The following is a 23,123-nucleotide window of genomic DNA, read 5'->3' as shown; positions in this document are numbered from 1 at the left end:
TGTGAAAAGCTTTTGGCGGCGCTTGCTTTTCCTTGATTTGCAGGGCTTTTGGGGGTTGCGGCGGGCTAGAGCACTCGTATTCTGCGCCCCGCTTACAAGATGAGTCGTTTCATACCAGTAGAAAGGGGTGGAAACATGAATAAGAATGAGCTCGTGTCCGCAGTGGCCGAGAAGGCCGGTATTACCAAGGCTGACGCTGCTTCCGCTGTTGACGCTGTTTTTGATACCGTCCAGACTGAACTGAAGAAGGGCGGCGACATTCGTCTCGCAGGTTTCGGCAGCTTCACCGTTTCTCACCGTGCAGCCACGAAGGGTCGTAACCCGTCCACCGGCGCTGAGGTTGATATCGCGGCTCGCAACGTGCCGAAGTTCACGCCCGGCAAGGGCCTGAAGGACGCCGTCAACGGCTGATATCCCGTTTTCACCCGCCTATCGGGCTTTTGCTCTATGGTGGAGGACGCAGGGGGTTCGAAGCATTTCGGACCCCTTTTTCATTTTTATCTGGCAAATGCCACCAGTGACTACATTCGGCGGTAGATCAATACGTCGATCGTCAAAGGCATCTCACACCAGGGCCTTGGCCATGGGATAGCCAGATAGTAGACCCCACATGACAGGCGCGCCCGTATCAACATAGCCGACCGACCGATAAAAGCGGTGAGCTGTCGCGGTGCTGGTGAGAATAACATGCTCATGGCCCGCATCTTGTAGATATCGTTCGAGGGCGACCAGCATCCTCTTGCTTATGCCCTGGAAGCGAGCGCTGGGTGCGATATAGTTGAGCGTAATCTCTCCGCTTTTTCGCGCCGCACCGCCGACCGCACAAATCGTCCCATCATGCTCCGCGACCAGAATGTGTTGATCGGGCGCGCAGACCCAGGAGCGAAAGTGTGCAGGCGTTTTATTTTCCAACCACATCTGCACGATTTCATCGTTTCCTAGATGATCGAAAATGCATAGTTCTGTGATAGACCTACGCAGGACTTGGATTGCTTGCTCAGCATCACTCAGTTTCGCGGTACGGATCATCGTTGCTTTCTTTCGCGCTTTACCAGCGACACTTTATTCGCATGAGAGGATTTGGTAGCATCCGCTACAGAAATCGGCTTTTGTCGGCAGACTGGCCGCCCTGCCGCCCTGAAGTTCTGTCATACTCCGAGGCCGCGGAGAAATAGGACCATCAAAGAAGCGTCCGCCCGCCATTCACCGCAAATTTCTGGCCCGTCAGAAAATCCGCCTTGCTCGAAGCGAGGAATACGACCATGTGGGCGACGTCCTCCGGCGTTCCGAAATGGCCAATCGGGGTTTGGGCGAGATATCCGTCGATCGACCGCTGAGATGCCCCTGCATGACGCTCGACGGGGATCCAGCCGGGAGCCACGAGGTTGACGGTGATTCCCTCCGGCGCAAGCTCTCGGGCCCAGGAGCGTGTCATGGAAAGCATGGCGCCTTTTGCCGAGGCGTAGTTTCCGAAATAGGGATTGCCGAGTTCAGCCACTTCCGAGCCGATATTTACAATTCGCCCCGACTTGCGCGCACGCCAATCAGGCAAAACGGCCTGAAGCAGCTCGAGCGGCGCTTTGACGAAGAATTCAAGCTGGTCGAGATGGGTCTGCCAGGATTGCTCCATAAGCGGCATTTCCGGCTGCGGCCCCGTTGCATTGTTGACGATGAGATCGACGGGGCCGAGTGCGTCCCTGACGGCGTCGAGGCCCTCTGTAAGCTGGGCCTTGTCGATGACGCTGAATTTCGCCGCATAGGCTTGGCCGCCCCGCTGTCGGATCGCGTCGACCACGGCATCCGCTCCGTGGGTATCATTCGCATAGTTGACGGCGACCGCCCAACCAGCGTCTGCGAGTTCGCGCGCGATCACGGCGCCAAGTCCGCGCGATGCACCGGTTACCAGAGCCACTTTCATTGAACTTCCTCCTTGAATCCGTCGTTTCAAGACAGATAGGAAGCGTGCCTGGTTTTTGGATGCCAGCAGCGGCAAAAATCACGGCCGGATAGGGACCCGGCCATGTGTCTTCCTGGAAACTCCTGGAGTTACCAGCGGTGATGAACGTGGGGCGCGATCAGGCGTTCGTAGATCTCCCGCGTTGCGGCCATGACATCGGCCGAAAGCGGCGCAAGGTCGGCGGCGGCCGCATTCGCCCTGGCCTGCTCGGCATTGCGGGCGCCGGGGATGACGACCGTCACGGCGTCGTTCATCAGGATCCAGCGCAGCGCAAAAGCGGCCATGCTGGCGCCTGCGGGGACCAGCTTGCGGATTTCCTCGACCGCCTGCAGGCCAACTTCGAACGGCACGCCGGCAAAAGTCTCGCCGACATCAAAGGCTTCACCATGGCGGTTGAAGTTGCGATGATCGTCGCTGGCGAACTGAGTATCGCGGGTGATCTTGCCGGAAAGCAGGCCGGAGGCCAGCGGCACGCGGGCGATGACCGCAACATTCTTGCGCCTGGCTTCTTTGAAGAACAGATGGTCGGGACGCTGGCGGAAGATGTTGTAGATGATTTGGATGCTGAGCACGCCCGGATATTCGATCGCTTTTAGCGCCTCCTCGACCAGCGCGACACTGACGCCGTATCCCTTGATCTTTCCGGCCTTCTGCAACTCGTCGAGGCCGGCGAAGACTTCGGGGCGATAGAGCACCTCGGTCGGCGGGCAATGCAACTGCACCAGGTCCAGGCTGTCGACGCCGAGGTTTTTCAGGCTGCGGTCGATGAAGCCTTCAAGATTGGCCTTGTTGTAGCCATCGGCGACGTGCGGATTGAGCCGGCGGCCGGCTTTGGTCGCGACCATCGGGCGGGTGCCGCCGCGCGCCTTCAGCACGTCTGCGATGATCTTTTCGGAGCGGCCGTCGCCATAGACGTCAGCCGTGTCGATGAAGGTCATGCCGGCATCGAGCGCAGCGTTCAGGGCGGCGCGGCCATCGGCCTCGCTGACATCGCCCCAGGCGCCGCCAATCTGCCAGGCGCCGAAACCGACATTCGTAACGATAAAGGGCGTGCGACCGAAAGCATAGTGTTTCATGGAATTGTCTCCGTTCGTAATGAAATGCCAAGGCACTACCAGCCGCTCAGAGTGCGGACAAGCCTCAGCATGTCGCGCAAAAGTGCGTATCGGTTTTGCGATAACGACATGCGCAAAATCAAGAGCCTAAAGCGCAAGGAGCGAATCCAAGAGATCGCAATGCGCTTTAGGACGAAGTTGCAGGATCGCAATCGCGTGACATAGGAGAATGACAGGCCCCGGCAATAGACGAAAGCGTTGGATGACCTCTCCCACGTGGTGTTCATCGGCTCCGTATTTCCTTAAAAGAATATGCCAGATATCTGACGATGACCGGAGCTTATGCCCTCTTTCAGCTTCATCCACGCCGCCGATCTGCATCTCGGCAGTCCCTTTCAGGGGCTGGCATTGAAGGATGCTACTATCGCCTCCATCTTCGTGGAAGCGAGCCGCAAGGCCTTTTCGACGCTTGTTGGGCTGGCGATCGAGAAAGCAGTCGATTTCTTCCTCATCGCCGGCGATGTCTATGACGGCGATTGGAAGGACAACAAGATCGGTCTGTTCTTCAATCGGGAAATGGCACGGCTGGAGCGGGCCGGCATCCGGGTCTATCTGCTGCGCGGCAATCACGACGCGGCGAGCGTCATCACCAAGACTATTACGCTGCCGGCCAATGTCCATGAATTCCCGACGAACAAGCCCGGCTCCGTCAGGCTGGACGCCTTGCAGGTGGCGCTGCACGGGCAGGGCTTTGCCGAGCGCTCGGCCAACGACAATCTGGCGCTTGCCTATCCCGCGCCCGTATCCGGCTGGTTCAATATTGGCATTCTCCATACCTCGCTGACCGGCCGCGAGCCGCATGCACCCTATGCGCCGTGTTCGGTCGACGATTTGCGTTCACGCGGTTACGACTATTGGGCGCTCGGCCACGTGCACGACTATGAGGTGGTGGCGAGCGATCCGCTGGTGGTTTTTCCCGGTAACCTGCAGGGCCGCAGCATTCGCGAGCGTGGGGCAAAGGGTGCGGTGCTGGTCACGGTCGACGAGGGCCGCGTCAGCCATGAACGCTTGATCGTCGACGAGGCGCGGTTTGCGCAGGCCGATATCGTGGTCGATCCCGAGGACGATCAGGCCGCAATCCTGCGCCGCGTCGAGCAGGCGGTACAGCCGCTTGCCGATGATATGGCCGGGCGCATGACGGCGCTGCGCGTGCGGCTGTCGGGCATCACGCCCTTGCAGGGCGCCATTGCGGCCAACCGCCAGCAATGGCGCGATGAGGTGGAGGCGGCGTGCCATCGCGTGCATGAGGACATCTGGCTGGAGAAGCTGGAGCTGCGGCTGGAGCCGCTTGTCGAGAGGACTGTCGAAGCCAAAGGCGCGCTCGATCTCGGCCAATTGTTGTCCGAACATGCCAGCGATGTGGACATCGTCGCGGAAGCGGAAAGGCTTGTCGGTGAAATCGCAATGCGCTTGCCGTCCGGCCTCGGCGCGGCGGAGTTGCCGCTTGACGATAGCATCGAGATGTTGATCGAGGAGGCGCGGCAATTGCTGCTGGCGCGCGGGCAGGGGGCAGGCTGACCCATGCGCTTCGATCGGCTCGACATTCTCCGCTATGGCGCGCTGACCGAGCGCGCGCTCGATTTTCGCGCCGGCGCGAAGCTGCATGTCATTTACGGGCCGAACGAGGCAGGCAAGTCCTCGGCGCTCAGCGCCATTTCCGATTTGCTGTTCGGCTTTCCCGTTGCGGCCGAACAAAGCTTCCTGCATGAGCCGACGAGCCTGCGTGTCGGCGCGGCAATCCGCGCGCGGGACGGTGCGACGCTCGCTTTTCGCCGCCGACGCGGGCGCAAGAACACTTTGCTGGCTCCCGACGATAAGGAGGCGCCGCTTGCGGAAGATGCCTTGGCACCGTTCCTCGGCAATTTGAGCCGCGATGTCTTCGAGCGTGCTTTCGGTCTCGATTCTCTGCGGCTGCGGCAAGGCGCGACTGCCATGCTTCGCACCGGCGGCGAGATCGGCAGCCTGTTGTTTTCCGCCGCCTCCGGCCTCACGGGCCTCTCGCGGTTGCGGCAGTCGCTGGAAGGCGAGGCTGACGGCATCTATGCGCCGCGGCGGTCGAAGGATCGCAGTTTCTACCGGGCGCTGGACCGCCATGACGAAGCCCGCAAAGCCGAACGTGACAATGAGCTCAAATCCGGCGACTGGAAGAAGCTGCTTTCGGAAGCCGTAGAACTGGAAACGGAACTGGAGCGCTTGCAGGACCAGCGCCGTGGGACGCGGCAGGCACTCGACCAGCTCCAGAGATTGAAGACGCTGCAGCCGCTGCTGGCCGAAATCGATGGCGAGATGGCAGCTCTTGACCGCCTCGCCGACCTATCGGCGATACCGGACAGTTTTGCGGATAGGCTGGAGCAAAGCCTGAACGACAAGCGCGGCGCCGAGGACGAGCTGCGCCGTGCCCAGCAACTGGCCACGCGTACCGGTGAAGAACTATCGTCGATCGCGATAGACGAAACTCTGCTGCAGCTATCGAGCGACATCACGCAGCTCTTTGCCGATACCGGCAACTATCGCAGCCAGCGCCAGGATCTGCCGCGCGTCGATCAGGAATTGGCCAGATATGACGCGGAGCTTGCACAGCTTGCCCGCCGCCTTGGTTTTTCCGATGTTGCGCAATTGGAAAAACGGCAGCCAAGCGATGCTGACTGCGCCCGCCTCTCCGAACTGGTGGAAGAGGGCAGGCGGTTATTGCTCCGGGCCCAGGCAATCGCAGAGCAATTGGACAGCGAGCGCGGGCAGCTCGCGGCGTTGGAGAAGGATGGCCTCGCCGGGCGTTTGATCGATCCCCGGCCTTTTATCGACCAACTGGAGTCACTGGCTGGTGATCTCGCCACTCTCGCCCGTCTCGACGCCTTGGAGACACAGATCCGCCGTGCCGAGACGAACCTTCGCGAGGCTGCTGCCCGCCTGCGTCCTCCTGTTGCCGATGTTGAAGCACTATTCACCGCACCGCTGCCGGACCCCGCTGAAATCGTCACGCATCGGGAGGTGATCGACGCCGCCCGCGGCAGTCTGCGCGAGGCATCCGACAAGGTGCGCGTATATGATGAGCAGTTGACCGAGATCGAGCGGGCGCTGGAGGATGCCGAGCGTAGAGGTCCGATCGTCACGCATGAACAGATCGCCGAGGCGCGGAACGCTCGCGATGTCCTATGGCAATCGATCCGCAATGGATTCGTGGCTGGCCGGGCTCCCGATGACAAAGCGATTGCCAGCTTCGGGACGAGTCTTGCGGAAGCGGACCGCCTGGCCGATGCGGCACTGAATGATGCGGACCGGGTTTCGCGCCATGCGGACAATCTGTTGCGGCAGGCGCGGCTGCAAAGAGAGCGCGAGGCCGCCGCGAGGCGACTGCGGCGGCAGGAAGAAACATCGGCCAAGGCGCTCGCCGCCTTTGTCGCGCTCTTCGAGCCCTGCGGTGTCGCAGCGCTCGATCCGGCGGCCATGCTGGAATGGCGACGCGCGATTGAAGGCCTGTTGCGGGAGCGGCGAGCCCTGCACGATCTGGTGGACGAGCGGGATGAAGCTGCTCTTGCTGAAGCGCGCGTTTTTCCGGCACTGAAAGATATCGCCGACGCCACCGGTTATAAAAGCGCTCGGCTGCCGTTAGGCGCCATGGCTGAAGGGTTGCGAAAGCATCTTCGCCTGCTTTCGGAGCGCTGGAATGAAAGCCGCACGCGCGAAGGCGAGATCGCCTCGGCACGTGACCGGCTGACGCGTCTTGCTGAGCAGTCGCAGGATATCGAGCGACGCCAGGCCGGTTGGCGCGAGGCGTTCGGCAAAGCCGTCCTGGCATTCGGTCTTCCTGCGGATGCGACGCTGGAAATGGCTGCCGCTGCCCTGAAGGCATGGACGGAGCTGCCGGATGTCTTGGCGGAGCGTGACAACCGTCAACGCCGTGTCAGCGGCATGCGCCGTGACATGGCCGATTTCGAGCGGCGGCTCGCCACACTTGCCGCAACGGCCGGCTATGAACTCGATCACCTGCCGCCGGACGCCGCGGCCGAAGCGTTGCACGCTCGCGCCAATGCCGCGCGCGGTGAACAGAAGAAGCGCGATCAGCTAGATGAGGAGCGCCAGCGTGCGGAGGCGCAGGCCATCCGCTGCGCTGATGCGCTTGCGACGGTGATGGCCGATCTCGCCCGTCTGACCGCCGATCTGCCAGAAAATGCCGACCTGCCGGTGTTGCTGTCGCGATTGCGTGAGCGCGCCCGGCTGAACACGAGACTGACGGAAAGCCGCGACCGTTTCCGCCAGCAGGCCGACGGTGATGGCGAGGATGAAACCCGCGCCCAGCTCGCCGGCTTCGAACGTGTCGCTGCGGAGCTGGAGATTGAACGCTTGATTGCCGAAGACCTCCGGCAATTCACCGCCCATGGCGAACTGATGGCGCGCTTGGCGGAAAACCAGCGCCAGCGACGCGCGCTGGAGATCGGCGTCAGCGCCGAACACGCCGTGTTCGAAAAGCTCTCCGCCGAACAGGAGGCGAAGGAGCTGGCGCGGCAATGGGTGGTGCTGAAACTCGCGGCACGGATGCTGGCAAGCTCCATGGAGGCCTATCGCGAGCAGCAGGCCGATCCGGTCATCAAGCGGGCAGGGGACTTGTTCTCATTGCTGACCGGCCAGCGCTTTGCGCGCCTCGTCGAGGAACATGACGAGAGGGATGCTCTGCAACTGCTGGCGGAGCGCTCAGGCGGCGAGCGCGTGCCGCTGGATGGCTTGAGCGAGGGTACCGGCGATCAGCTTTATCTCGCGCTGCGGCTCGCCTTCCTCGAAGATTATTCGTCCCGCAACGAGCCCGCGCCGTTGATCGTCGACGATATCTTTCAAACCTTCGACGACGACCGCGTCAGCGCTGGCCTGAAGGCGCTTGCCGGCACGGCAGAGCGTTTCCAGACCATTCTCTTCACTCATGAAAGAAGCCTCGTCGAGATTGCCAAACGGGAGATCGGCAAGGAGTTGGATCTGATCCAATTGTAAAGCGCTGACATCGGTGTTGTCGCTTGGATGATATCGTCGGATGGCATAGGCTGGCGGCCGAGAAAGAGGCGCGGCAAGCGCTGTGCTGGCTGAAGCAGGAGAAACGCCGTGGAGATAAAGCCCAATGGATCGCGCCCGTCCTTCAATGCGCCGGCCGAATATTTCACCGGCAGCGTTCGCCAGGAACCATTGATGCAGGCGCAGGCGCCCGCACGTGTCCAGGTGGTCAATGTCAGCTTCGATCCAGGCGCCCGCACGGCCTGGCACACGCATCCCTTCGGCCAGACACTGGTGGTGACGTCCGGCAAGGGACTTGCGCAAAGCTGGGGCGGCGAAATCCGCGAGATCAATGCCGGCGACGTCCTCTGGTTTGCTCCGGGCGAAAAGCACTGGCACGGCGCCGGGCCGGACACCCCGTTGACGCATATCGCCATTCAGGAAATGCAAGACGGCAAGGCTGCCGACTGGATGGAATATGTAACTGACGAGCAGTATCGCGGTTAAAGCAACGCGGCGGTTCCTTCAGGTGGGATTGCCGCCGAGATCTCACATCGATGGAATCCGCAGCTTCGTTGGCATCAATATCTTTGGGTCCGATTTATCCCGGCTGTATGAGGGATTGATCGCACGGTCCTCAAAGGTCTGAGTCGCGTGCAGCCGGCGCAGATTGTCCTTTTCCTGCTCAAATCGTTTTTTCCGTTCTCCCGATTTGTCCGATCCCCGTGAAAGCGATTCGTGGTGATAGAGGCAGGCAAAAGGCGTCCATATGATGCGAAAGCCGGCCTTATGGACGCGCAGGCAATAATCGACGTCATTATAGGCGACGGCGAAATTTTCTTCGTCGAATGTGCCGATCGCTCCGGCGCAGTCGCCGGAAATCAGCATCACCGCCCCGGTCACGCAGGTCACCGAATTGCGGACATGCAGCCTGTTCATCGGACCGCCGAAATCCTTGGGCTTGTTCATATACCAATGCCCCGCCAACCCGCCGAAACCGACAATGACGCCGGCATGCTGGATCTTGTCGTTCGGATAGAGAAGCTTGGCGCCGACAATGCCGGTGCCCTCATAGGCGAGACAGGCCGCCATCTCTTTCAGCCAGTCCGGCTCGATAATCTCGACGTCATTGTTGAGGATGAGATAGTGCTCCCCCTTGGCGGCGCGCAAACCGCGATTGACCGACCGGGAGAAGTTGAAGGGTTCGGGTGTGATCGAGGCCGAAAACTCTTGTCGCGTTTCGCGATAATGCTCGTAGAGATCCAACACGGCCTTGTCCGAAGAGCCGTTGTCGACGACAAGCACTTCGAAGTTGGGATAATCCGTTCGCTCGAAGATATCCTTCAGCACCCGGGAGATCAGGTCGAAGCTATCCTTGCTCGGAATAATGATGGATATCTTCGGCCATGGCGTCTCCCGACGCTCGAACATGACGCGATGCAGGGTATTCGTCAGTGCCCCCTCTATGCGGACAGGCTGTTGTTGGCGCTCAAACCGTTCGACAAGCGCCTTTCTCGCGTTGGCGGTCGCGGCATCCATGAATTTCCGCGAATAGGTGCGGCCGTTGCGCCGCCACCAATAGGCGGGGTAGGGCAGGTGAAGGACGGAATTTTCGGGCAGTCCTTCCAGATAGCGCAGCAGGAGATCATAGTCCTGCGAACCGTCATATCCGGTACGGAGATAGCCGATGTCCTGGAGCCGGCTGCGGCGATAGACGGAGAAATGATTGATGTAATTGACGCCCGTCAGAAGAACGGGATCATAGGCCGGTTTCAACATCAGCCCCGTGGGTTTCAGCGTGTCGTCGACAACGAGTTCGTCGGTGTAAAGGAAGTTTGCATCGGGATTTTGCTCTAACGCATGTCGCACGACTTTGAAGGCGTGAGGGGCGATTACGTCGTCGTGGTCGAGGAAAGCGAGCCAAAGGCCGCGCGCATGCAGAAGTCCGGCATTGGTGGCGGCTGCTATGCCGCCATTCTTCTCGGTTAGGACGAAACGGACGTTGTTCTTGGATCTCTGCTTCTCAAACCATCGCCGCGTTTCCTGCGAGGTCGATCCGTCGTCGCTCAGAATGAGCTCCGTACCCTCTTCGTTTTGTGCTTCGAAAGATCTTACGAGATCGTCGAGATACCGCGTTGGAGCATTGTAGACCGGAACGACAACGCTCAGCCACAGTCCCGCCGTTGAGGAGACGGGGGAGGCAGCGAGACCAGCAGCGAGCCGATAGCTCGCCTCCGCATATTGTATCGCAGCGCTCTTCGAACGTTTTCCGAGGGGCAGCCTTGGCAATTTCGTCCAGTATTGCGCCAGTCTGCCGAGATCGACTCGTTCAGACTGCCCGTGGGCGTCGAGCAGGGTTGAAATGTGCCTCTCGGCTGCTTTTGCTGAAGAAAATGCCGCAACGTCGAAGCTGAACCTCGTCGGGAAACTTGCCGGGTCGGCGCGGAGCGAGCAGATCGTGCCGATCGCTCCCACATCCGCTGTAATAATGAATCGATGCCCCGCCGACAGCGTGACCGCATCCTTTTCCCGAAAACCGCGACCGCGATTGACATAGAATTTCGGGTCGATCGGTTCGTCAGTGCCGGCAATGTGAACGACGACAAGCCTCTTTCTGACGGGCGCGAAACGGATTTCGAAAGCAGGATCGTCGCCAAGGGATTTCCACAAATTGGCGCCCGCGCCGGGGGAAATCTCGCGTTGAACATCGGCGTTGGGTAAAATCTTGAGTGTCATTGATTTCTTAATATCCAAATTCCAGCAGTGGAGAGCGTCTCCATGCTAGCCATCAAGCCATATCACCAAGCCCACCAAAACGTATGCCCGGAAATGCCAGCGTTGCGCTCTGGCGCATTTTTTCTATGGATTGTAGCGTCGCATCGCGCACGGCAAATCGCCGGGCTTTATCTTCCGCAAGCTGATCGATCGCCGTCAGCCATTCCTCCGGCGTGTTGCCGATGTGAATCTCTCCAGCGACGGTGCAGCGTGCAAATGTCGCGCATCGGGAAAATATGGCGGCGGCTCCCATGCGGCTTATATCGATCCGCTTGGTGTCGGCACGGCTGTCGTTGGTTCTTCCCGCGAGGAGCGGCACCAAGGCAATGTCGGCACCCTGATCCGTGGTCCTCGCAAGATAGGACGACCACGGTAGTTGTGGGCTTATCGTCATCCGACCCGGCTCAATGCCCTGACGACGCCATCGACGCGCGAGGCTACCATCTGCGAAGACCTCGAAATGTAAATTCTCATGCTTGTTCATGGCCGACCGGACGATCGGCATCAGGAACTCGTGCTCATGACGGTGAATACCGGTGGCATGATAGATCATCTTCAGCGATGCAGCCGATTTGCCGGCGTTCTCGGCTGATTTCCAAGCCGATTTCGCCGGCATCGGCGCAAGGATGTCGACCTTCTGACCGGAGTTCGCCAATGTCCCCGCCAAGTGCTCCGTCGATGTCCATAGATGGGTGAGCAATCGGTTGAGCTGTGGAAGCGGCCGGATGGCGGAATTGAGCAGCCTGAATTTATAGAGCCAACTGGCCTCGTCGCCCGCGATCATGGCAGGAATGTCGTCGTCGACGAAATAGGCTACCCCCGCCAGATTCTCACGCCTACGCTCCAGCCAACGTAGTTGCGGCCCCTTGATATAGCGGCAGATGATGACGAAAAGCCCGTCGCAATCGACGTCGTCCAATCCGTCATCGAGCCCCTTGCGGATGATGGGAACATCGGCAAGCGCTTTGGTCCTCTCATCCAGATAATAGCTGACGCTCGGATTGGGATATCGCGACAGGATGAGCAATCGTTTTGCGAGGGGGCGAATACTGTCAATAGACGCTGCGGAAGGCCGCGGCCTGGGTATCGATCCATAGATGGCGTCGCGCAGACTTTGCATGGGTGACGGTCGAAGCGTGATCACCCCAAGCGATTTCGCAGAGTTGTCAGCAGGCCGACGACAATACCCCAAATTGCGAGGGTCGCTGCCAAAATGCCACCCATCCAGAGCCCTCGTTTGGGATATTCCGCTTCGTCCGCCAGGTCCGGCGCAAGAAAAGTATCGAGGTAAAGGAGCTGTTGCTTGCTGACAAACTGCACTTGCTCCAGCGTTCTCATGGCTGTGGCGAATTGCTGTTCGGCCAGGTTTTGTTCCAGTTGTCGCTGAGACATGTCGAGGGATACGTCGGCAAGGTTCTGCTCGGATTTATTCTGTCCGGCCACCTGGCTGTTCAGATCCTGCAGTTGCTTTTCCTTGCTATCGATTTCCCGCTTCAGAACCTTCATCTGTGGCGCATTGGGCGCTACCGTCGGAAGCAAAGCGTCGTATTTCTGCTGAAGATTGATCTTGTCTTTCTGAACGCTGGTTATCAGGTCCATGAGAATTGCCGAGGATCCCTCGACGCTGAGGACGCCCGTTTGGTTGCGGGCAAGCTGAAGCTGTTCCCGCGCTTTCTGCAGTTGATTCTTTGCATTGTCCAAATTGGTTTGCGCCGTCGTGATGACATCGCGCCAGATGCGGTTATTGACGTCGTTGACCACGGCTTCGGAAGCGGCAACGACCTCTTGCAATATCTTCCGCGCATCGGCGGCCGAAAAGGCACGGACCTTGACCGTCACGATACCGCTGTTGGCATCGATTTTGATCGAAACCATGTCCTTCCAGTAGTCGAGCATCTTCTCCGATGTCGCATCCTGCTTGAGTCTTGCCAGCGGATCGATCGCCGGATTTCCATAAAGTGCTTGGAAGTCGACCTTCGTCTGGAGAGCCGCCACCATGTCCTTGCTGGAAATGAAATTGGTAACGATCAGCGTATTCTGGACGATTTGCGCCGATGGCAGGCCGGTTACCTTGGCCAGTTGGTCCTTCCCGAGCGCTGGCGTCGACGAGCGAACGGTAAAGCGCGTTTCGGACTGATATTGATCCGAAGCCATACGGGTGAAGTAATAGATCGAAGCGGCATTCGGAATAACCAGGAACAACAGGGTGACGGCCAATATCGCCTTTCCGAGAATTTGCTCCAGCGGACGGGGACGCAGGCCAACGGCTTTGTAGAACTGGCTTCGCTTCGATGTCGAAAAGCGCAACTTGCGCGCGGTTACCGAAAGTTTCGCGGCAACGTCGCGGCTGTGCTGAATCGCACTGAGCTGAACAGTTTCAGATGTCTTTCCGGTATCGTGAGCCATATGGGACCTTGTTGACACTTCGTCGCATCTATCTGTTCAATCTGTAATACGCTTCGATGGCCTGTTCGACCTGGTCGAAAAACATAAGTCTGCCGTCAACGAGCACCATTCCCTTGTCGCAATGCGATTTGATCATGCTCATGCTGTGCGAGATCATGATGATGTCGGAATATTTCCGCCGGCTGTCAAATGCGATGCGACAGCGTTCCTGGAACCGCGCATCGCCAACGGCTAGAACTTCGTCGACGAGATAGCATTCGAATTCTATCGCCATCGAAAGGCCGAAGGCCAATCGGGCGGCCATGCCGGAAGAATAGGTGCGCACCGGCGCGTTGATGTAGTCGCCAAGTTCGGCGAACTCTTCGACAAAACGGGAGACGCGCCTGACATCCTCCCCATAGGCGCGGGCAACGAAGTGAAGATTCGCGCGGCCCGTCATATAGGGGTTGAAACCGCTGGCAAGACCCAGCGGCCACGACACACGAACGTCCTTGGAGATCTTGCCAGAATTTGGCAGCATGGTGCCGGCGATCATCCGCATGGTCGTGGACTTTCCGGCGCCGTTCACGCCAAGCAGGCCGTAGGAATAGCCGGACATGAATTCGCAGGTCACGCGATCCAGGATCACCTTTTTGCTATTCTGTGTCTTGAAGTGTTTCGATACGTTCTTAAAGCGGATCATCGCGCGTCTCTCGCCTATATCTGATGATCCTCAACCGACGCCCAGATCAACGACAGGGTTGTCCAGAGAACGGCCAGGCCCAGCAATATGATCAGCGGCGTCGTGATCCGGTGTGGAAATACGGCTTCGTCCGGAAGCGCCGGCTTTACGAAAACGGCCAAATAAAGTGTCTTCCGAAGCGCTTCCGCAAGCACCGCCTCGTAGTTCCTCTGGGAGGCCTCATAGAGCTTCTCCGCAATCATCCGGTCTGTGTCGAGCTTGGAGTATTCCAGCAGCGCTTTGGCAAGGCTGGCGTTTTCAGGCCCCGTCAGCTCCGTCTTCTTCTTGTCGATCTGAGCGTCAAGACTTTGCAGTGCGAGCGTGAGCTGCTGATAGGTCGGAGAACCCTCGGCATGTGACTGCTTCATTACGAACAGGCGCGTTTCGAATTCGAGCTTTTGCGCGAGAAGTCCCGTCAGCAGGGTACTGCTGTCCTTGGCTTGCGCCACCGGGCTAAGAAGCCCGGATTGATGTTGAAACTGATTGAGCGCGGCCAGGGTGTCGCTATAGGCCTTGCCGCTTTTCTCGACATCTGCCCGCATGCTTTGCACGATATCGTTGCGCGCACGTTGCGAGAGCTCGTTGATCAGTGCTTCGCTCTCTTGAATGATGGCGTCGGAAAGCTTTACCGAATCATCGGGCGTAAAAGCGCGCACCTTTAAGGTGATAATGCCGGAAGAGACGTCGATATAGGCGCTGACGTGGTTTTCCCAATAGGTCAGAAATTCCTCGTCGGATTGCGAGGAGCGGAATCGCGATAAAAAATCCGCGTCCTGCCGCGCGAACATCGATCGATAATCGAGTTTCTCGCCGATGCGTTTGAGGATCTCGGTGGAGTGAATGAAGCTTGTGACGACATAAGCATCCTGTGACGCTGAACGCATGTTGAGAAGGCCTGCCGCGCCACCACCCTCGGAGCCGCCGCTGCCATCGCCTTTGTCGTCCGAACTGGTACCGGAGAGCGCGCGGACGGCGAAGCGCGCTTCGGCAACATACTGATCCGAGGCGATGAAAACGTAATAGATCGAGCTTGCCAGAAACGGCAGGATGACGATCAACAGAAAGCTGAGGAGCCGGAGCGGCGGTTTGCCGCCGGCTCGAGGCGCGGGTTCCTGCGTGCCGGACCCCGGCAAATATTCGATATCTTCCAGATCATTATACTGATGCCGCTCCGGCATCCTTCGCCGAAACAAAGATGGCAAAATATGGCGTTCCGGTTTCACCCGCGGATAGTGCTGATCGACCGGTTCTTCAATGGCTGTTTTGGGCATGTCGGCTTGCATTCGCTTTTTGCAATTCCGGCGCGGTGGGTTTCATCGCCTCACGCACGTAATGATCAAAAATCAAATCTTCTTCGAGTATGAGTTCGGCAATATGCAACGAGCGCAATCTCGCCGCAACGTCTTCCAGAGCAGAATGCCGCGAGGGCAGTGGAAGATCGCCGATGGAGATGCCGAGCAGTTCACCGATTGCGTCCTGAAAATGAAGGCCGTCCGCATCGTGTCCGACAATGGTGAACCGTGAAAGCAGGTCGATCGCTGCGGCGACGTCGCTGCGTTTGACGAGTTGCTCGGGAGTGGTGGCGACCAGTTGACGGGTAACGGGGGACAGCAGAACGTTTCTGACATTCTGCGATGCCTTCTTGAGCGCCGATTTAAGCGACGCCTCGCTTTCGAGATCGACGTCAGCAAAGTGTTCGGCCGCCGGCGCCAGGATGATCTTGTCCCGGTCGCCAAAGAACGAGATTTGCGTCTTTGCCATTCGTTTCAGCAGGAATATGCGCAGCGCCAATTCGTAATAGGGGTCCGTGAGCAGAACGATGGCCTTGAATCCCTTGTCGAGAAACTCCTCATAGTTCCGCAACAGCAGCCGTCCGCTGATGTAGATCGACTGGATGGCATTGAGATGAAAGGCCTGCAGCGCGGTTTCATGCCCGAAGCGCTCTACGGACGAGAGCTCATATTGGAAATGGCGGCCACAGTAATAATCGAATTTGGCCATAGGCAGGAGCTGTGTTTCCAGCCGCAGGATCTTCAACGGCACCGGTTTCGACACCTGCGGCCGCCGATAGATCAGCACTCCCGACATCCTCGGTGTAAACGAGGCGCTCTACCAACTGAGCTAATCGCCCTTGCAGCAAGCGGTGCATTGGACCGCTGCGTTCGGTGGCCGTGATCTATGCGGAACGACAAAAAACCGCAAGAGTGTTTGTGAAGATTTTTTGATTTTTTTGATTGCGCGAGATCTCCAGTGGATATCGGCCCCATGCGGCCGCTGCTAAAACCGGCCTGGCCAGGGCGGGCTTATGAGCCGTTTTTGAAATGCATGAGGCGCGAAGCTGCCATGCCAAATCGACGGAGCCGGAACGAGCCGGCGGCGGTCGCGAAAACAATTCGTACTCTGTCATGGATTTGTATTTAAACCTGCTTGACACCCAAACGCGAACCCCGTAGTTAGCCGCTCATCGAACGGCGAGGCCGCTTTGATGGGTGCGAAAGCATCCGGTATGCTTGAAATGAAGTGCGGGTGTAGCTCAGTCGGTTAGAGTGCCGGCCTGTCACGCCGGAGGTCGCGGGTTCGAGCCCCGTCACTCGCGCCATTTTAAAGCATGATTGCCGGATTTTCGCGTGACCGAAAGGTCAAACGATGCGCGGGTGTAGCTCAGTCGGTTAGAGTGCCGGCCTGTCACGCCGGAGGTCGCGGGTTCGAGCCCCGTCACTCGCGCCATTTACTTCAAGTCATTACAATCAATCATCAATTTGCTGCGACTGCGAAAAAGCCGTTTTGCCTTTGCGCGGATTTGTCGCGATATCGTTACAGCCTGTTGGTAAGTCCGGTTCGGTAGTGCTTGAAACGACATATTCAAAAGGCTTGCGCCCGCGCCCCGGCTGCGCTAACCACGGCTCTGTTGCAACGCTCTTTCGCTTGGCTTGGGCATTTGCTCAGAGGCGCCGCCCCGGCGCACATGACAAGCAGGGATGGACATGATGACTGGACTGCTCAGTTCCTATATTCCGATAGCTATTTTCATTGGTATTGCCGTGGTGATCGGCCTGGCGTTGTTGATCACGCCGTTTGCCGTCGCTTTCAAGGCGCCTGATTCGGAAAAGCTGTCGGCCTACGAGTGCGGCTTCAACGCATTCGACGACGCCCGCATGAAGTTCGACATTCGCTTCTATCTCGTGTCGATTCTCTTCATCATCTTTGACCTGGAAGTCGCCTTCCTTTTCCCCTGGGCCGTGTCCTTCGGTGCGATCGGCTGGTTCGGGTTCTGGTCGATGATGGTGTTCCTGGCGGTGCTGACCATCGGCTTTATTTATGAATGGAAGAAGGGAGCGCTCGAATGGGAGTAGCTCAAGGCAATACGACGCTCGTCGCGCCGCAACCGAAGGGGATCATCGATCCCGCAACCGGCAAGCCGGTCGGCAGCAACGATCCGTTCTTCGGCGAGATCAACAATGAGCTCGCCGACAAGGGTTTCCTCGTCACCTCGACCGACGAGCTGATCAATTGGGCTCGTACTGGCTCGTTGATGTGGATGACCTTCGGTCTCGCATGCTGCGCGGTCGAGATGATGCAGGTTTCCATGCCGCGTTACGACGTCGAGCGTTTCGGTTTCGCGCCGCGCGCCTCGCCGCGCCAGTCCGACGTCATGATCGTCGCCGGCACGCTGACCAACAAGATGGCTCCGGCTCTGCGCAAGGTCTACGACCAGATGCCGGAACCGCGCTACGTCATCTCGATGGGCTCCTGCGCCAATGGCGGCGGCTACTATCACTATTCCTATTCGGTCGTGCGCGGCTGCGACCGCATCGTGCCGATCGACATCTATATACCGGGCTGTCCTCCCACGGCTGAGGCGCTGCTCTATGGCGTGCTTCTGCTGCAGAAGAAAATCCGGCGCACCGGCACGATCGAACGGTAAGGCAGGGGACAAGGCAATATGAGTGAAGCCCTGAACGAGCTCGCCACCTATCTCACCGAAGTTCGCGGCGCGCTGATTTCGTCGTTCGAGATCAAGTATGGCGAGCTGAACGTGACGACGACGGCCGAAAATACCGTCCCGCTGCTGACGTTCCTGCGTGATGATGCCCGATGCGGCTTCGTCAACTTGACGGATATTTGCGGCGTCGACTGGCCGCAGCGTCCCGATCGTTTCGATGTCGTCTACCATCTGCTGTCGCCGAAGAAGAACCTGCGCATCCGCATCAAGGTTCCGGTCGCCGAAGACCAGCCGGTTCCTTCGGCCTGCAGCGTCTATCCCGGCGCCGATTGGTTCGAGCGCGAGACCTGGGACATGTACGGCGTTCTCTTCACCGGCCACCCCGATCTGCGTCGCCTTTTGACCGACTACGGCTTCGAAGGCCATCCGCTGCGCAAGGATTTCCCGACGACCGGTTTCGTCGAAGTTCGCTATGACGACGCTGCCAAGCGTGTCGTTTACGAACCCGTCGAGCTGAAGCAGGAATTCCGCAACTTCGACTTCTTGTCTCCCTGGGAAGGCACGGATTACGTGCTGCCGGGCGATGAAAAGGCGAAGGCATAATTTGATGGCGTGTGGCGGGCGGAAGCCTGCCATTCACTGAATATCTGAAAACGCGAGCATCGCCGCCATGACAGAACACAACGTTCGCAACTTCAACATCAATTTCGGTCCGCAGCACCCGGCTGCGCACGGCGTTTTGCGTCTTGTCCTCGAATTGGACGGCGAAATTGTGGAACGCGTCGATCCGCATATCGGCCTGCTGCATCGCGGCACGGAAAAGCTGATCGAGACAAAGACCTATCTTCAGGCCGTTCCTTATTTCGACCGCCTCGATTACGTGGCGCCGATGAACCAGGAACACGCCTATGCGCTGGCCGTCGAAAAGCTGCTTGGCATTGAAATTCCGATCCGTGGTCAGTTGATCCGCGTGCTCTATTCCGAAATCGGCCGCATCCTTTCGCATCTGCTGAACGTTACGACGCAGGCCATGGACGTTGGTGCGCTGACGCCGCCGCTCTGGGGCTTCGAAGAGCGCGAAAAGCTGATGGTGTTTTATGAGCGTGCCTCGGGCTCGCGCATGCATGCCGCCTATTTCCGTCCGGGCGGCGTTCATCAGGATCTGCCGGAAAAGCTGGTGCAGGACATTGGCGACTGGTGCGATCCCTTCCTGAAGGCGCTTGACGATATCGACGAGCTGCTCACCGGCAACCGCATCTTCAAGCAGCGCAACGTCGATATTGGCGTCGTGTCGCTGGAAGACTGTTGGGCCTGGGGCTTCTCCGGCGTCATGGTCCGCGGCTCCGGTGCCGCCTGGGACCTGCGCCGTGCGCAGCCCTACGAGTGCTATTCCGATCTCGAATTCGATATTCCGATCGGCAAGAACGGCGACTGCTACGACCGTTATTTGATCCGCATGATCGAGATGCGCCAGTCCGTCCGCATCATGAAGCAGTGCGTCAATCGTCTGCTCAGCGATGCCAAGACCGGTCCGGTCTCTTCGCTCGACGGCAAGGTCGTGCCGCCGAAGCGTGGTGAGATGAAGCGCTCGATGGAAGCGTTGATCCACCACTTCAAACTTTACACCGAAGGTTACCACGTGCCGGCCGGCGAGGTTTATGCCGCCGTCGAAGCGCCGAAGGGCGAGTTCGGCGTCTATCTCGTCTCCGACGGATCGAACAAGCCGTATCGCTGCAAGATCCGCGCTCCGGGCTATGCGCATCTGCAGGCCATGGATTTCATGTGCCGCGGCCATCTGCTTGCCGACGTCGCGGCCGTGCTCGGTTCGCTCGACATCGTGTTCGGTGAGGTGGATCGCTGATGCAGTTTTGGCCGGTCATCGCTGCTGCGCTTCTCCTTGCTTCCGGAGCTTCGGCTCAGCAAGTCGGCAAGGCGCAGACGTTGCCCAGCATCTCCGTGCAGGGTTCGAATGCGAAAAGCTCGAATGCTGCAAAGAGCGGAAATACGGCTTCGCAGAGCTCGGTATCGACCATGGCCGATCTCGTGTCGCGTGGTTATGAAATAAAGGCCGCCGTGCCCAACGGCGGCAAATTCGTTGTGTTTATGCAGAAAGACCAGTCGGCCTATGCCTGCGAATTTTCGTCGCTGACGAATACGCGGTGTGGGTCCTTAAACTGAGATAGGCGTGAAAGATGTCCGTTCGTCGACTAGCCGAAGATCAATTCCAGCCTGCCGCCTTCGCCTTTAACCAGGAGAACGCGGTTTGGGCTGAAAAGACGATCAAGAAATATCCCGAGGGCCGTCAGCAATCGGCGATTATTCCGCTGATGATGCGTGCGCAGGAGCAGGATGGCTGGGTCACCAAGGCGGCCATCGAAAAGATTGCCGATATGCTCGATATGGCCTATATCCGGGCGCTCGAAGTCGCCACCTTCTACACGCAGTTCCAACTGCATCCGGTCGGCAGCCGCGCCCATATTCAGGTGTGCGGCACGACGCCTTGCATGTTGCGCGGCGCCGAAGGCCTGGTGAAGGTCTGCAAGAGCAAGATCGCCGACCACGCGCTGGAACGCAATGCCGAAGGCACGCTTTCCTGGGAAGAGGTCGAATGTCAGGGCGCCTGCGTCAACGCACCGATGGTCGTTATCGGCAAGGATACCTATGAGGATCTGACGCCGGAACGTCTCGAAGAGATCATCGATGCATTTGTCGCAGGCAAGGGCAGCGAAGTCCCGACCGGCCCGCAGATCGATCGCATTTTCTCGGCACCGGAAGGTGGTTTGACGTCGCTTCTGGATTCGCCGGCGACGAAGTCGAAAAAGAAGACCGGTGCCAAGGCTGCCGCCGAAACGGTTGCTCTGCCGCCATCCGAGGCCGCCAAGCCCGTCAGCAGCGATGCTGAGACCAATCCGGCGCTGAAGAGCCCGGCCGACGGCAAGACCGCACTGCCCACCGAGCACCCGAAGGCGGCTCCGGCCAAAAAAGACAATACGGTTGTCGGCGACAAGGCTGAGTAAGAGGTAAGGTATGTTACAGGATCAGGATCGCATCTTTACCAATATCTACGGTCTCAAGGACAAGTCCCTGAAAGGCGCGATGAGCCGCGGCCACTGGGACGGCACCAAGCAGATCCTCGAAAAGGGCCGGGACTGGATCGTCAACGAGATGAAGGCATCGGGTCTTCGCGGCCGTGGCGGCGCCGGCTTCCCGACCGGCCTCAAGTGGTCCTTCATGCCGAAGGAAAGCGACGGTCGCCCGCACTATCTCGTCGTCAATGCCGATGAGTCAGAGCCTGGCACCTGCAAGGACCGCGACATCATGCGCCACGATCCGCATACGTTGATCGAAGGCTGCGTCATTGCCGGTTTCGCCATGGGTGCGAACACCGCATATATCTACGTGCGCGGCGAATACATGCGCGAGCGCGAAGCCCTGCAGGCCGCGATCGACGAATGCTACGATGCCGGCCTTCTCGGCAAAAACAATAAGCTCGGCTGGGATTTTGATGTTTTTGTTCATCATGGTGCCGGCGCCTACATCTGCGGCGAAGAGACCGCGCTGCTCGAAAGCCTGGAAGGCAAGAAGGGCCAGCCACGCCTGAAGCCGCCATTCCCGGCCAACATGGGCCTTTACGGTTGCCCGACCACCGTCAACAACGTCGAGTCGATCGCCGTTGCCCCGACCATCCTGCGTCGCGGTGCCGGCTGGTTCTCCTCCTTCGGTCGCCCGAACAATGTCGGCACCAAGCTGTTCATGCTTTCCGGCCACGTCAATCGTCCGTGCACGGTCGAAGAAACGATGGGCATCACCTTCCGCGAACTGGTGGAAAAGCACGGCGGCGGCATTCGTGGCGGCTGGGACAATCTGCTTGCCGTCATCCCAGGTGGCGCCTCGTGCCCGGTCGTTCCCGCTGCCGACATCATCGATTGCCCGATGGATTTCGACGGTCTGCGCGAGGTCAAGTCGTCCTTCGGTACGGCTGCTGCGATCGTCATGGACAAGTCGACCGACATCATCAAGGCGATTGCCCGCATCTCCGCCTTCTTCAAGCATGAAAGCTGCGGCCAGTGCACGCCGTGCCGTGAAGGCACCGGCTGGATGTGGCGCGTGCTGGAGCGCATGGCCCGGGGCAATGCGCAGAAGCGCGAAATCGACATGCTGTTCCAGGTCACGAAGCAGATCGAAGGTCATACCATCTGTGCGCTCGGCGACGCCGCCGCATGGCCGGTACAGGGCCTGATCCGCAACTTCCGCCCGGAAATCGAAAAGCGCATTGACCAATACACGGCCAATGCCACGAGCCAGGGCGCAGTACTCGAAGCGGCGGAGTAGGGACGATGATGGCGAAGACCACGGACGCAGGCCATAACAGCGGAGCGGCAGATGCATCGGCCGAACTCGGTCGTATTGCAGCGGATATGCTGCGGAATTCGCCTATTTTGCCGATCCACCCGCTGATGGCGCATCCCGCGGCTGCATTTGCCGCGGCAACAGCGATCGGGTTCGGCTTCTCGTCGCAAATGGCCGGCGCATTCTTTGGTGCGCTGCAAGGCGCGGTCGCGGCAACCAACAAGTTCGCCGCATCGCTGGACGAGACGAACAATGCCGCCGCCCAGGAAAAGCCGGCGGCAAAGAGCGATCGGGCAGAGGCGGCGGCGCCGGTGATAGCATCGCCCGCTGCCAAGCCTGTCGAAGCAAGGCCGGTTAAGGCAGCGCCGGTTGAGGTGAAGCAGGTCGAACCGAAGCCAGTCGCGGCGAAGGCGGAGCCGGTAAAGACGCCCGCCCAAGCGCGCGCCAAGGCCAAGATCGTCGCTCTCGAGCCGGTTGCGGCAAAGCCGGACACGGCGCCTGCGCGCAGCCGCAAAGCCGCCGTGAAGACGGATGATCTGAAGCGGATTTCGGGCATTGGTCCGAAGTTGGAGCAAGTTCTGAACGGACGCGGCATTCTGCGCTTTGCCGATATCGCGGCCTGGAACGAGGCGGATGTCGAGCGGATCGATGCAGAACTCGGTTTCGACGGCCGCATCCGGCGCGACGATTGGGTCGGTCAGGCAAAAGGGTTCCTGCCGAAAGGCCGGAGTTGAGAGTTTTCTTCGGCTGCGCCCCAAGCGGCCGAAGGTGTGAATGAGGCGGTGGACATGTTGCGGGCGAGACCTGCGATGTTTCAGCCGGCATGCTGATCTTGTGGGGGCAAGTTTCGGCAAAGGTGATTGTGAGCAAACCGGTGCC

General features: G+C 59.2%; 20 protein-coding genes, 3 tRNA genes and 1 pseudogene. 14 read left to right on the top strand and 10 right to left on the bottom strand.

Annotation, left to right across the window (positions count from 1 at the left end; genetic code table 11):
• Window positions 1-135 precede the first annotated feature (135 nt).
• A complete protein-coding gene (hupB, locus tag QDY28_RS03220; protein WP_028753992.1) occupies window positions 136-411 on the top strand; it encodes a DNA-binding protein HupB in 276 nt (91 codons plus the stop codon).
• 153 nt (window positions 412-564) lie between these two features.
• Here the strand turns inward: hupB and QDY28_RS03215 are convergent, their stop codons facing one another.
• From QDY28_RS03215 to QDY28_RS03205, 3 genes are all read right to left on the bottom strand, one after another.
• The gene (locus QDY28_RS03215) at window positions 565-1,029 is read right to left on the bottom strand and encodes a GNAT family N-acetyltransferase (RefSeq protein ID WP_331380233.1); all 465 of its coding nucleotides are present in this window, start codon (window positions 1,027-1,029) and stop codon (window positions 565-567) included.
• Between the two features lie 151 nt (window positions 1,030-1,180).
• The gene (locus tag QDY28_RS03210) at window positions 1,181-1,918 is read right to left on the bottom strand and encodes an SDR family oxidoreductase (RefSeq protein ID WP_331380232.1); all 738 of its coding nucleotides are present in this window, start codon (window positions 1,916-1,918) and stop codon (window positions 1,181-1,183) included.
• A gap of 128 nt (window positions 1,919-2,046) precedes the next feature.
• Entirely contained in the window at window positions 2,047-3,033 is a 987-nt protein-coding gene (locus tag QDY28_RS03205) for an aldo/keto reductase (protein ID WP_331380231.1), read from the bottom strand.
• A gap of 321 nt (window positions 3,034-3,354) precedes the next feature.
• On the opposite strand from QDY28_RS03205, the gene QDY28_RS03200 reads away from it, so the two are divergent.
• From QDY28_RS03200 to QDY28_RS03190, 3 genes are all read left to right on the top strand, one after another.
• On the top strand, window positions 3,355-4,590 hold the full coding sequence (locus QDY28_RS03200; protein ID WP_331380230.1) for a metallophosphoesterase family protein: 1,236 nt from the start codon (window positions 3,355-3,357) through the stop codon (window positions 4,588-4,590).
• A 3-nt stretch (window positions 4,591-4,593) separates the two neighbouring features.
• Entirely contained in the window at window positions 4,594-8,052 is a 3,459-nt protein-coding gene (locus QDY28_RS03195) for an ATP-binding protein (protein ID WP_331380229.1), read from the top strand.
• A 108-nt stretch (window positions 8,053-8,160) separates the two neighbouring features.
• Entirely contained in the window at window positions 8,161-8,556 is a 396-nt protein-coding gene (locus tag QDY28_RS03190; protein ID WP_331380228.1) for a (R)-mandelonitrile lyase, read from the top strand.
• 42 nt (window positions 8,557-8,598) lie between these two features.
• Here QDY28_RS03190 and QDY28_RS03185 read toward each other — a convergent pair whose 3' ends face one another.
• The 7 genes from QDY28_RS03185 to QDY28_RS03155 form a co-directional block, all read right to left on the bottom strand.
• Window positions 8,599-10,785 (bottom strand): glycosyltransferase family 2 protein, encoded by a 2,187-nt coding sequence (locus QDY28_RS03185; RefSeq protein ID WP_331380227.1) that lies wholly within the window; start codon window positions 10,783-10,785, stop codon window positions 8,599-8,601.
• A 52-nt stretch (window positions 10,786-10,837) separates the two neighbouring features.
• Entirely contained in the window at window positions 10,838-11,851 is a 1,014-nt protein-coding gene (locus QDY28_RS03180) for a hypothetical protein (RefSeq protein ID WP_331380226.1), read from the bottom strand.
• A 113-nt stretch (window positions 11,852-11,964) separates the two neighbouring features.
• Window positions 11,965-13,230 carry a capsule biosynthesis protein gene (locus tag QDY28_RS03175; RefSeq protein ID WP_331380225.1) on the bottom strand — a complete coding sequence of 422 codons (1,266 nt, stop codon included), beginning with the start codon at window positions 13,228-13,230 and terminating at the stop codon, window positions 11,965-11,967.
• 28 nt (window positions 13,231-13,258) lie between these two features.
• On the bottom strand, window positions 13,259-13,912 hold the full coding sequence (locus tag QDY28_RS03170; RefSeq protein ID WP_331380224.1) for an ABC transporter ATP-binding protein: 654 nt from the start codon (window positions 13,910-13,912) through the stop codon (window positions 13,259-13,261).
• Between the two features lie 14 nt (window positions 13,913-13,926).
• Window positions 13,927-15,222 (bottom strand): capsule biosynthesis protein, encoded by a 1,296-nt coding sequence (locus QDY28_RS03165; RefSeq protein ID WP_331380223.1) that lies wholly within the window; start codon window positions 15,220-15,222, stop codon window positions 13,927-13,929.
• Window positions 15,203-15,994 (bottom strand): hypothetical protein, encoded by a 792-nt coding sequence (locus QDY28_RS03160; protein ID WP_331380222.1) that lies wholly within the window; start codon window positions 15,992-15,994, stop codon window positions 15,203-15,205. The genes QDY28_RS03165 and QDY28_RS03160 overlap by 20 nt, the downstream gene beginning before the upstream one ends.
• Window positions 15,946-16,081 (bottom strand) — tRNA-Val (locus tag QDY28_RS03155). Before QDY28_RS03155 ends, QDY28_RS03160 begins: the two co-directional genes overlap by 49 nt.
• Before the next feature lie 392 nt (window positions 16,082-16,473).
• Here QDY28_RS03155 and QDY28_RS03150 point away from each other — a divergent pair.
• The 10 genes and pseudogenes from QDY28_RS03150 (at window position 16,474) to QDY28_RS03105 (ending at window position 22,978) form a co-directional block, all read left to right on the top strand.
• Window positions 16,474-16,550 (top strand) — tRNA-Asp (locus QDY28_RS03150).
• A gap of 51 nt (window positions 16,551-16,601) precedes the next feature.
• A tRNA-Asp gene (locus tag QDY28_RS03145) sits at window positions 16,602-16,678 on the top strand.
• Between the two features lie 260 nt (window positions 16,679-16,938).
• Window positions 16,939-17,304 (top strand): NADH-quinone oxidoreductase subunit A, encoded by a 366-nt coding sequence (locus QDY28_RS03140; protein ID WP_028754004.1) that lies wholly within the window; start codon window positions 16,939-16,941, stop codon window positions 17,302-17,304.
• Window positions 17,295-17,876: a NuoB/complex I 20 kDa subunit family protein gene (locus tag QDY28_RS03135; protein ID WP_028754005.1), complete on the top strand. Its 582-nt coding sequence runs from the start codon at window positions 17,295-17,297 to the stop codon at window positions 17,874-17,876. Before QDY28_RS03140 ends, QDY28_RS03135 begins: the two co-directional genes overlap by 10 nt.
• Before the next feature lie 18 nt (window positions 17,877-17,894).
• Complete coding sequence (locus tag QDY28_RS03130) at window positions 17,895-18,497, top strand: NADH-quinone oxidoreductase subunit C (RefSeq protein WP_331380221.1); 603 nt, start codon at window positions 17,895-17,897, stop codon at window positions 18,495-18,497.
• Between the two features lie 67 nt (window positions 18,498-18,564).
• Window positions 18,565-19,755, top strand: a complete 1,191-nt coding sequence (locus QDY28_RS03125; RefSeq protein ID WP_331380220.1) for an NADH-quinone oxidoreductase subunit D — start codon at window positions 18,565-18,567, stop codon at window positions 19,753-19,755.
• Window positions 19,755-20,072, top strand: a complete 318-nt coding sequence (locus QDY28_RS03120) for a hypothetical protein (RefSeq protein ID WP_331380219.1) — start codon at window positions 19,755-19,757, stop codon at window positions 20,070-20,072. Before QDY28_RS03125 ends, QDY28_RS03120 begins: the two co-directional genes overlap by 1 nt.
• Before the next feature lie 14 nt (window positions 20,073-20,086).
• Window positions 20,087-20,866: pseudogene (nuoE, locus tag QDY28_RS03115) on the top strand (NADH-quinone oxidoreductase subunit NuoE); the annotation flags it as partial.
• A 55-nt stretch (window positions 20,867-20,921) separates the two neighbouring features.
• Window positions 20,922-22,226: an NADH-quinone oxidoreductase subunit NuoF gene (nuoF, locus tag QDY28_RS03110; RefSeq protein ID WP_331380218.1), complete on the top strand. Its 1,305-nt coding sequence runs from the start codon at window positions 20,922-20,924 to the stop codon at window positions 22,224-22,226.
• 8 nt (window positions 22,227-22,234) lie between these two features.
• Complete coding sequence (locus QDY28_RS03105; RefSeq protein ID WP_331380438.1) at window positions 22,235-22,978, top strand: 5' DNA nuclease; 744 nt, start codon at window positions 22,235-22,237, stop codon at window positions 22,976-22,978.
• The last annotated feature ends 145 nt before the right edge of the window (window positions 22,979-23,123 follow it).

Source organism: Rhizobium sp. BR 362, assembly GCF_036528765.1.
In the GTDB taxonomy this organism is placed as follows: Bacteria; Pseudomonadota; Alphaproteobacteria; order Rhizobiales; family Rhizobiaceae; genus Rhizobium.
This window is presented reverse-complemented; position numbering and strand designations above follow the sequence as displayed.

Coding starts and splice junctions, on each gene's coding strand:
- hupB (WP_028753992.1), top strand. CDS start 136: ATGAATAAGAATGAGCTCGTGTCCGCAGTGGCCGAGAAGGCCGGTATT.
- QDY28_RS03215 (WP_331380233.1), bottom strand. CDS start 1,029: ATGATCCGTACCGCGAAACTGAGTGATGCTGAGCAAGCAATCCAAGTC.
- QDY28_RS03210 (WP_331380232.1), bottom strand. CDS start 1,918: ATGAAAGTGGCTCTGGTAACCGGTGCATCGCGCGGACTTGGCGCCGTG.
- QDY28_RS03205 (WP_331380231.1), bottom strand. CDS start 3,033: ATGAAACACTATGCTTTCGGTCGCACGCCCTTTATCGTTACGAATGTC.
- QDY28_RS03200 (WP_331380230.1), top strand. CDS start 3,355: ATGCCCTCTTTCAGCTTCATCCACGCCGCCGATCTGCATCTCGGCAGT.
- QDY28_RS03195 (WP_331380229.1), top strand. CDS start 4,594: ATGCGCTTCGATCGGCTCGACATTCTCCGCTATGGCGCGCTGACCGAG.
- QDY28_RS03185 (WP_331380227.1), bottom strand. CDS start 10,785: ATGACACTCAAGATTTTACCCAACGCCGATGTTCAACGCGAGATTTCC.
- QDY28_RS03175 (WP_331380225.1), bottom strand. CDS start 13,230: ATGGCTCACGATACCGGAAAGACATCTGAAACTGTTCAGCTCAGTGCG.
- QDY28_RS03170 (WP_331380224.1), bottom strand. CDS start 13,912: ATGATCCGCTTTAAGAACGTATCGAAACACTTCAAGACACAGAATAGC.
- QDY28_RS03165 (WP_331380223.1), bottom strand. CDS start 15,222: ATGCCCAAAACAGCCATTGAAGAACCGGTCGATCAGCACTATCCGCGG.
- QDY28_RS03140 (WP_028754004.1), top strand. CDS start 16,939: ATGACTGGACTGCTCAGTTCCTATATTCCGATAGCTATTTTCATTGGT.
- QDY28_RS03135 (WP_028754005.1), top strand. CDS start 17,295: ATGGGAGTAGCTCAAGGCAATACGACGCTCGTCGCGCCGCAACCGAAG.
- QDY28_RS03130 (WP_331380221.1), top strand. CDS start 17,895: ATGAGTGAAGCCCTGAACGAGCTCGCCACCTATCTCACCGAAGTTCGC.
- QDY28_RS03125 (WP_331380220.1), top strand. CDS start 18,565: ATGACAGAACACAACGTTCGCAACTTCAACATCAATTTCGGTCCGCAG.
- QDY28_RS03120 (WP_331380219.1), top strand. CDS start 19,755: ATGCAGTTTTGGCCGGTCATCGCTGCTGCGCTTCTCCTTGCTTCCGGA.
- nuoF (WP_331380218.1), top strand. CDS start 20,922: ATGTTACAGGATCAGGATCGCATCTTTACCAATATCTACGGTCTCAAG.
- QDY28_RS03105 (WP_331380438.1), top strand. CDS start 22,235: ATGGCGAAGACCACGGACGCAGGCCATAACAGCGGAGCGGCAGATGCA.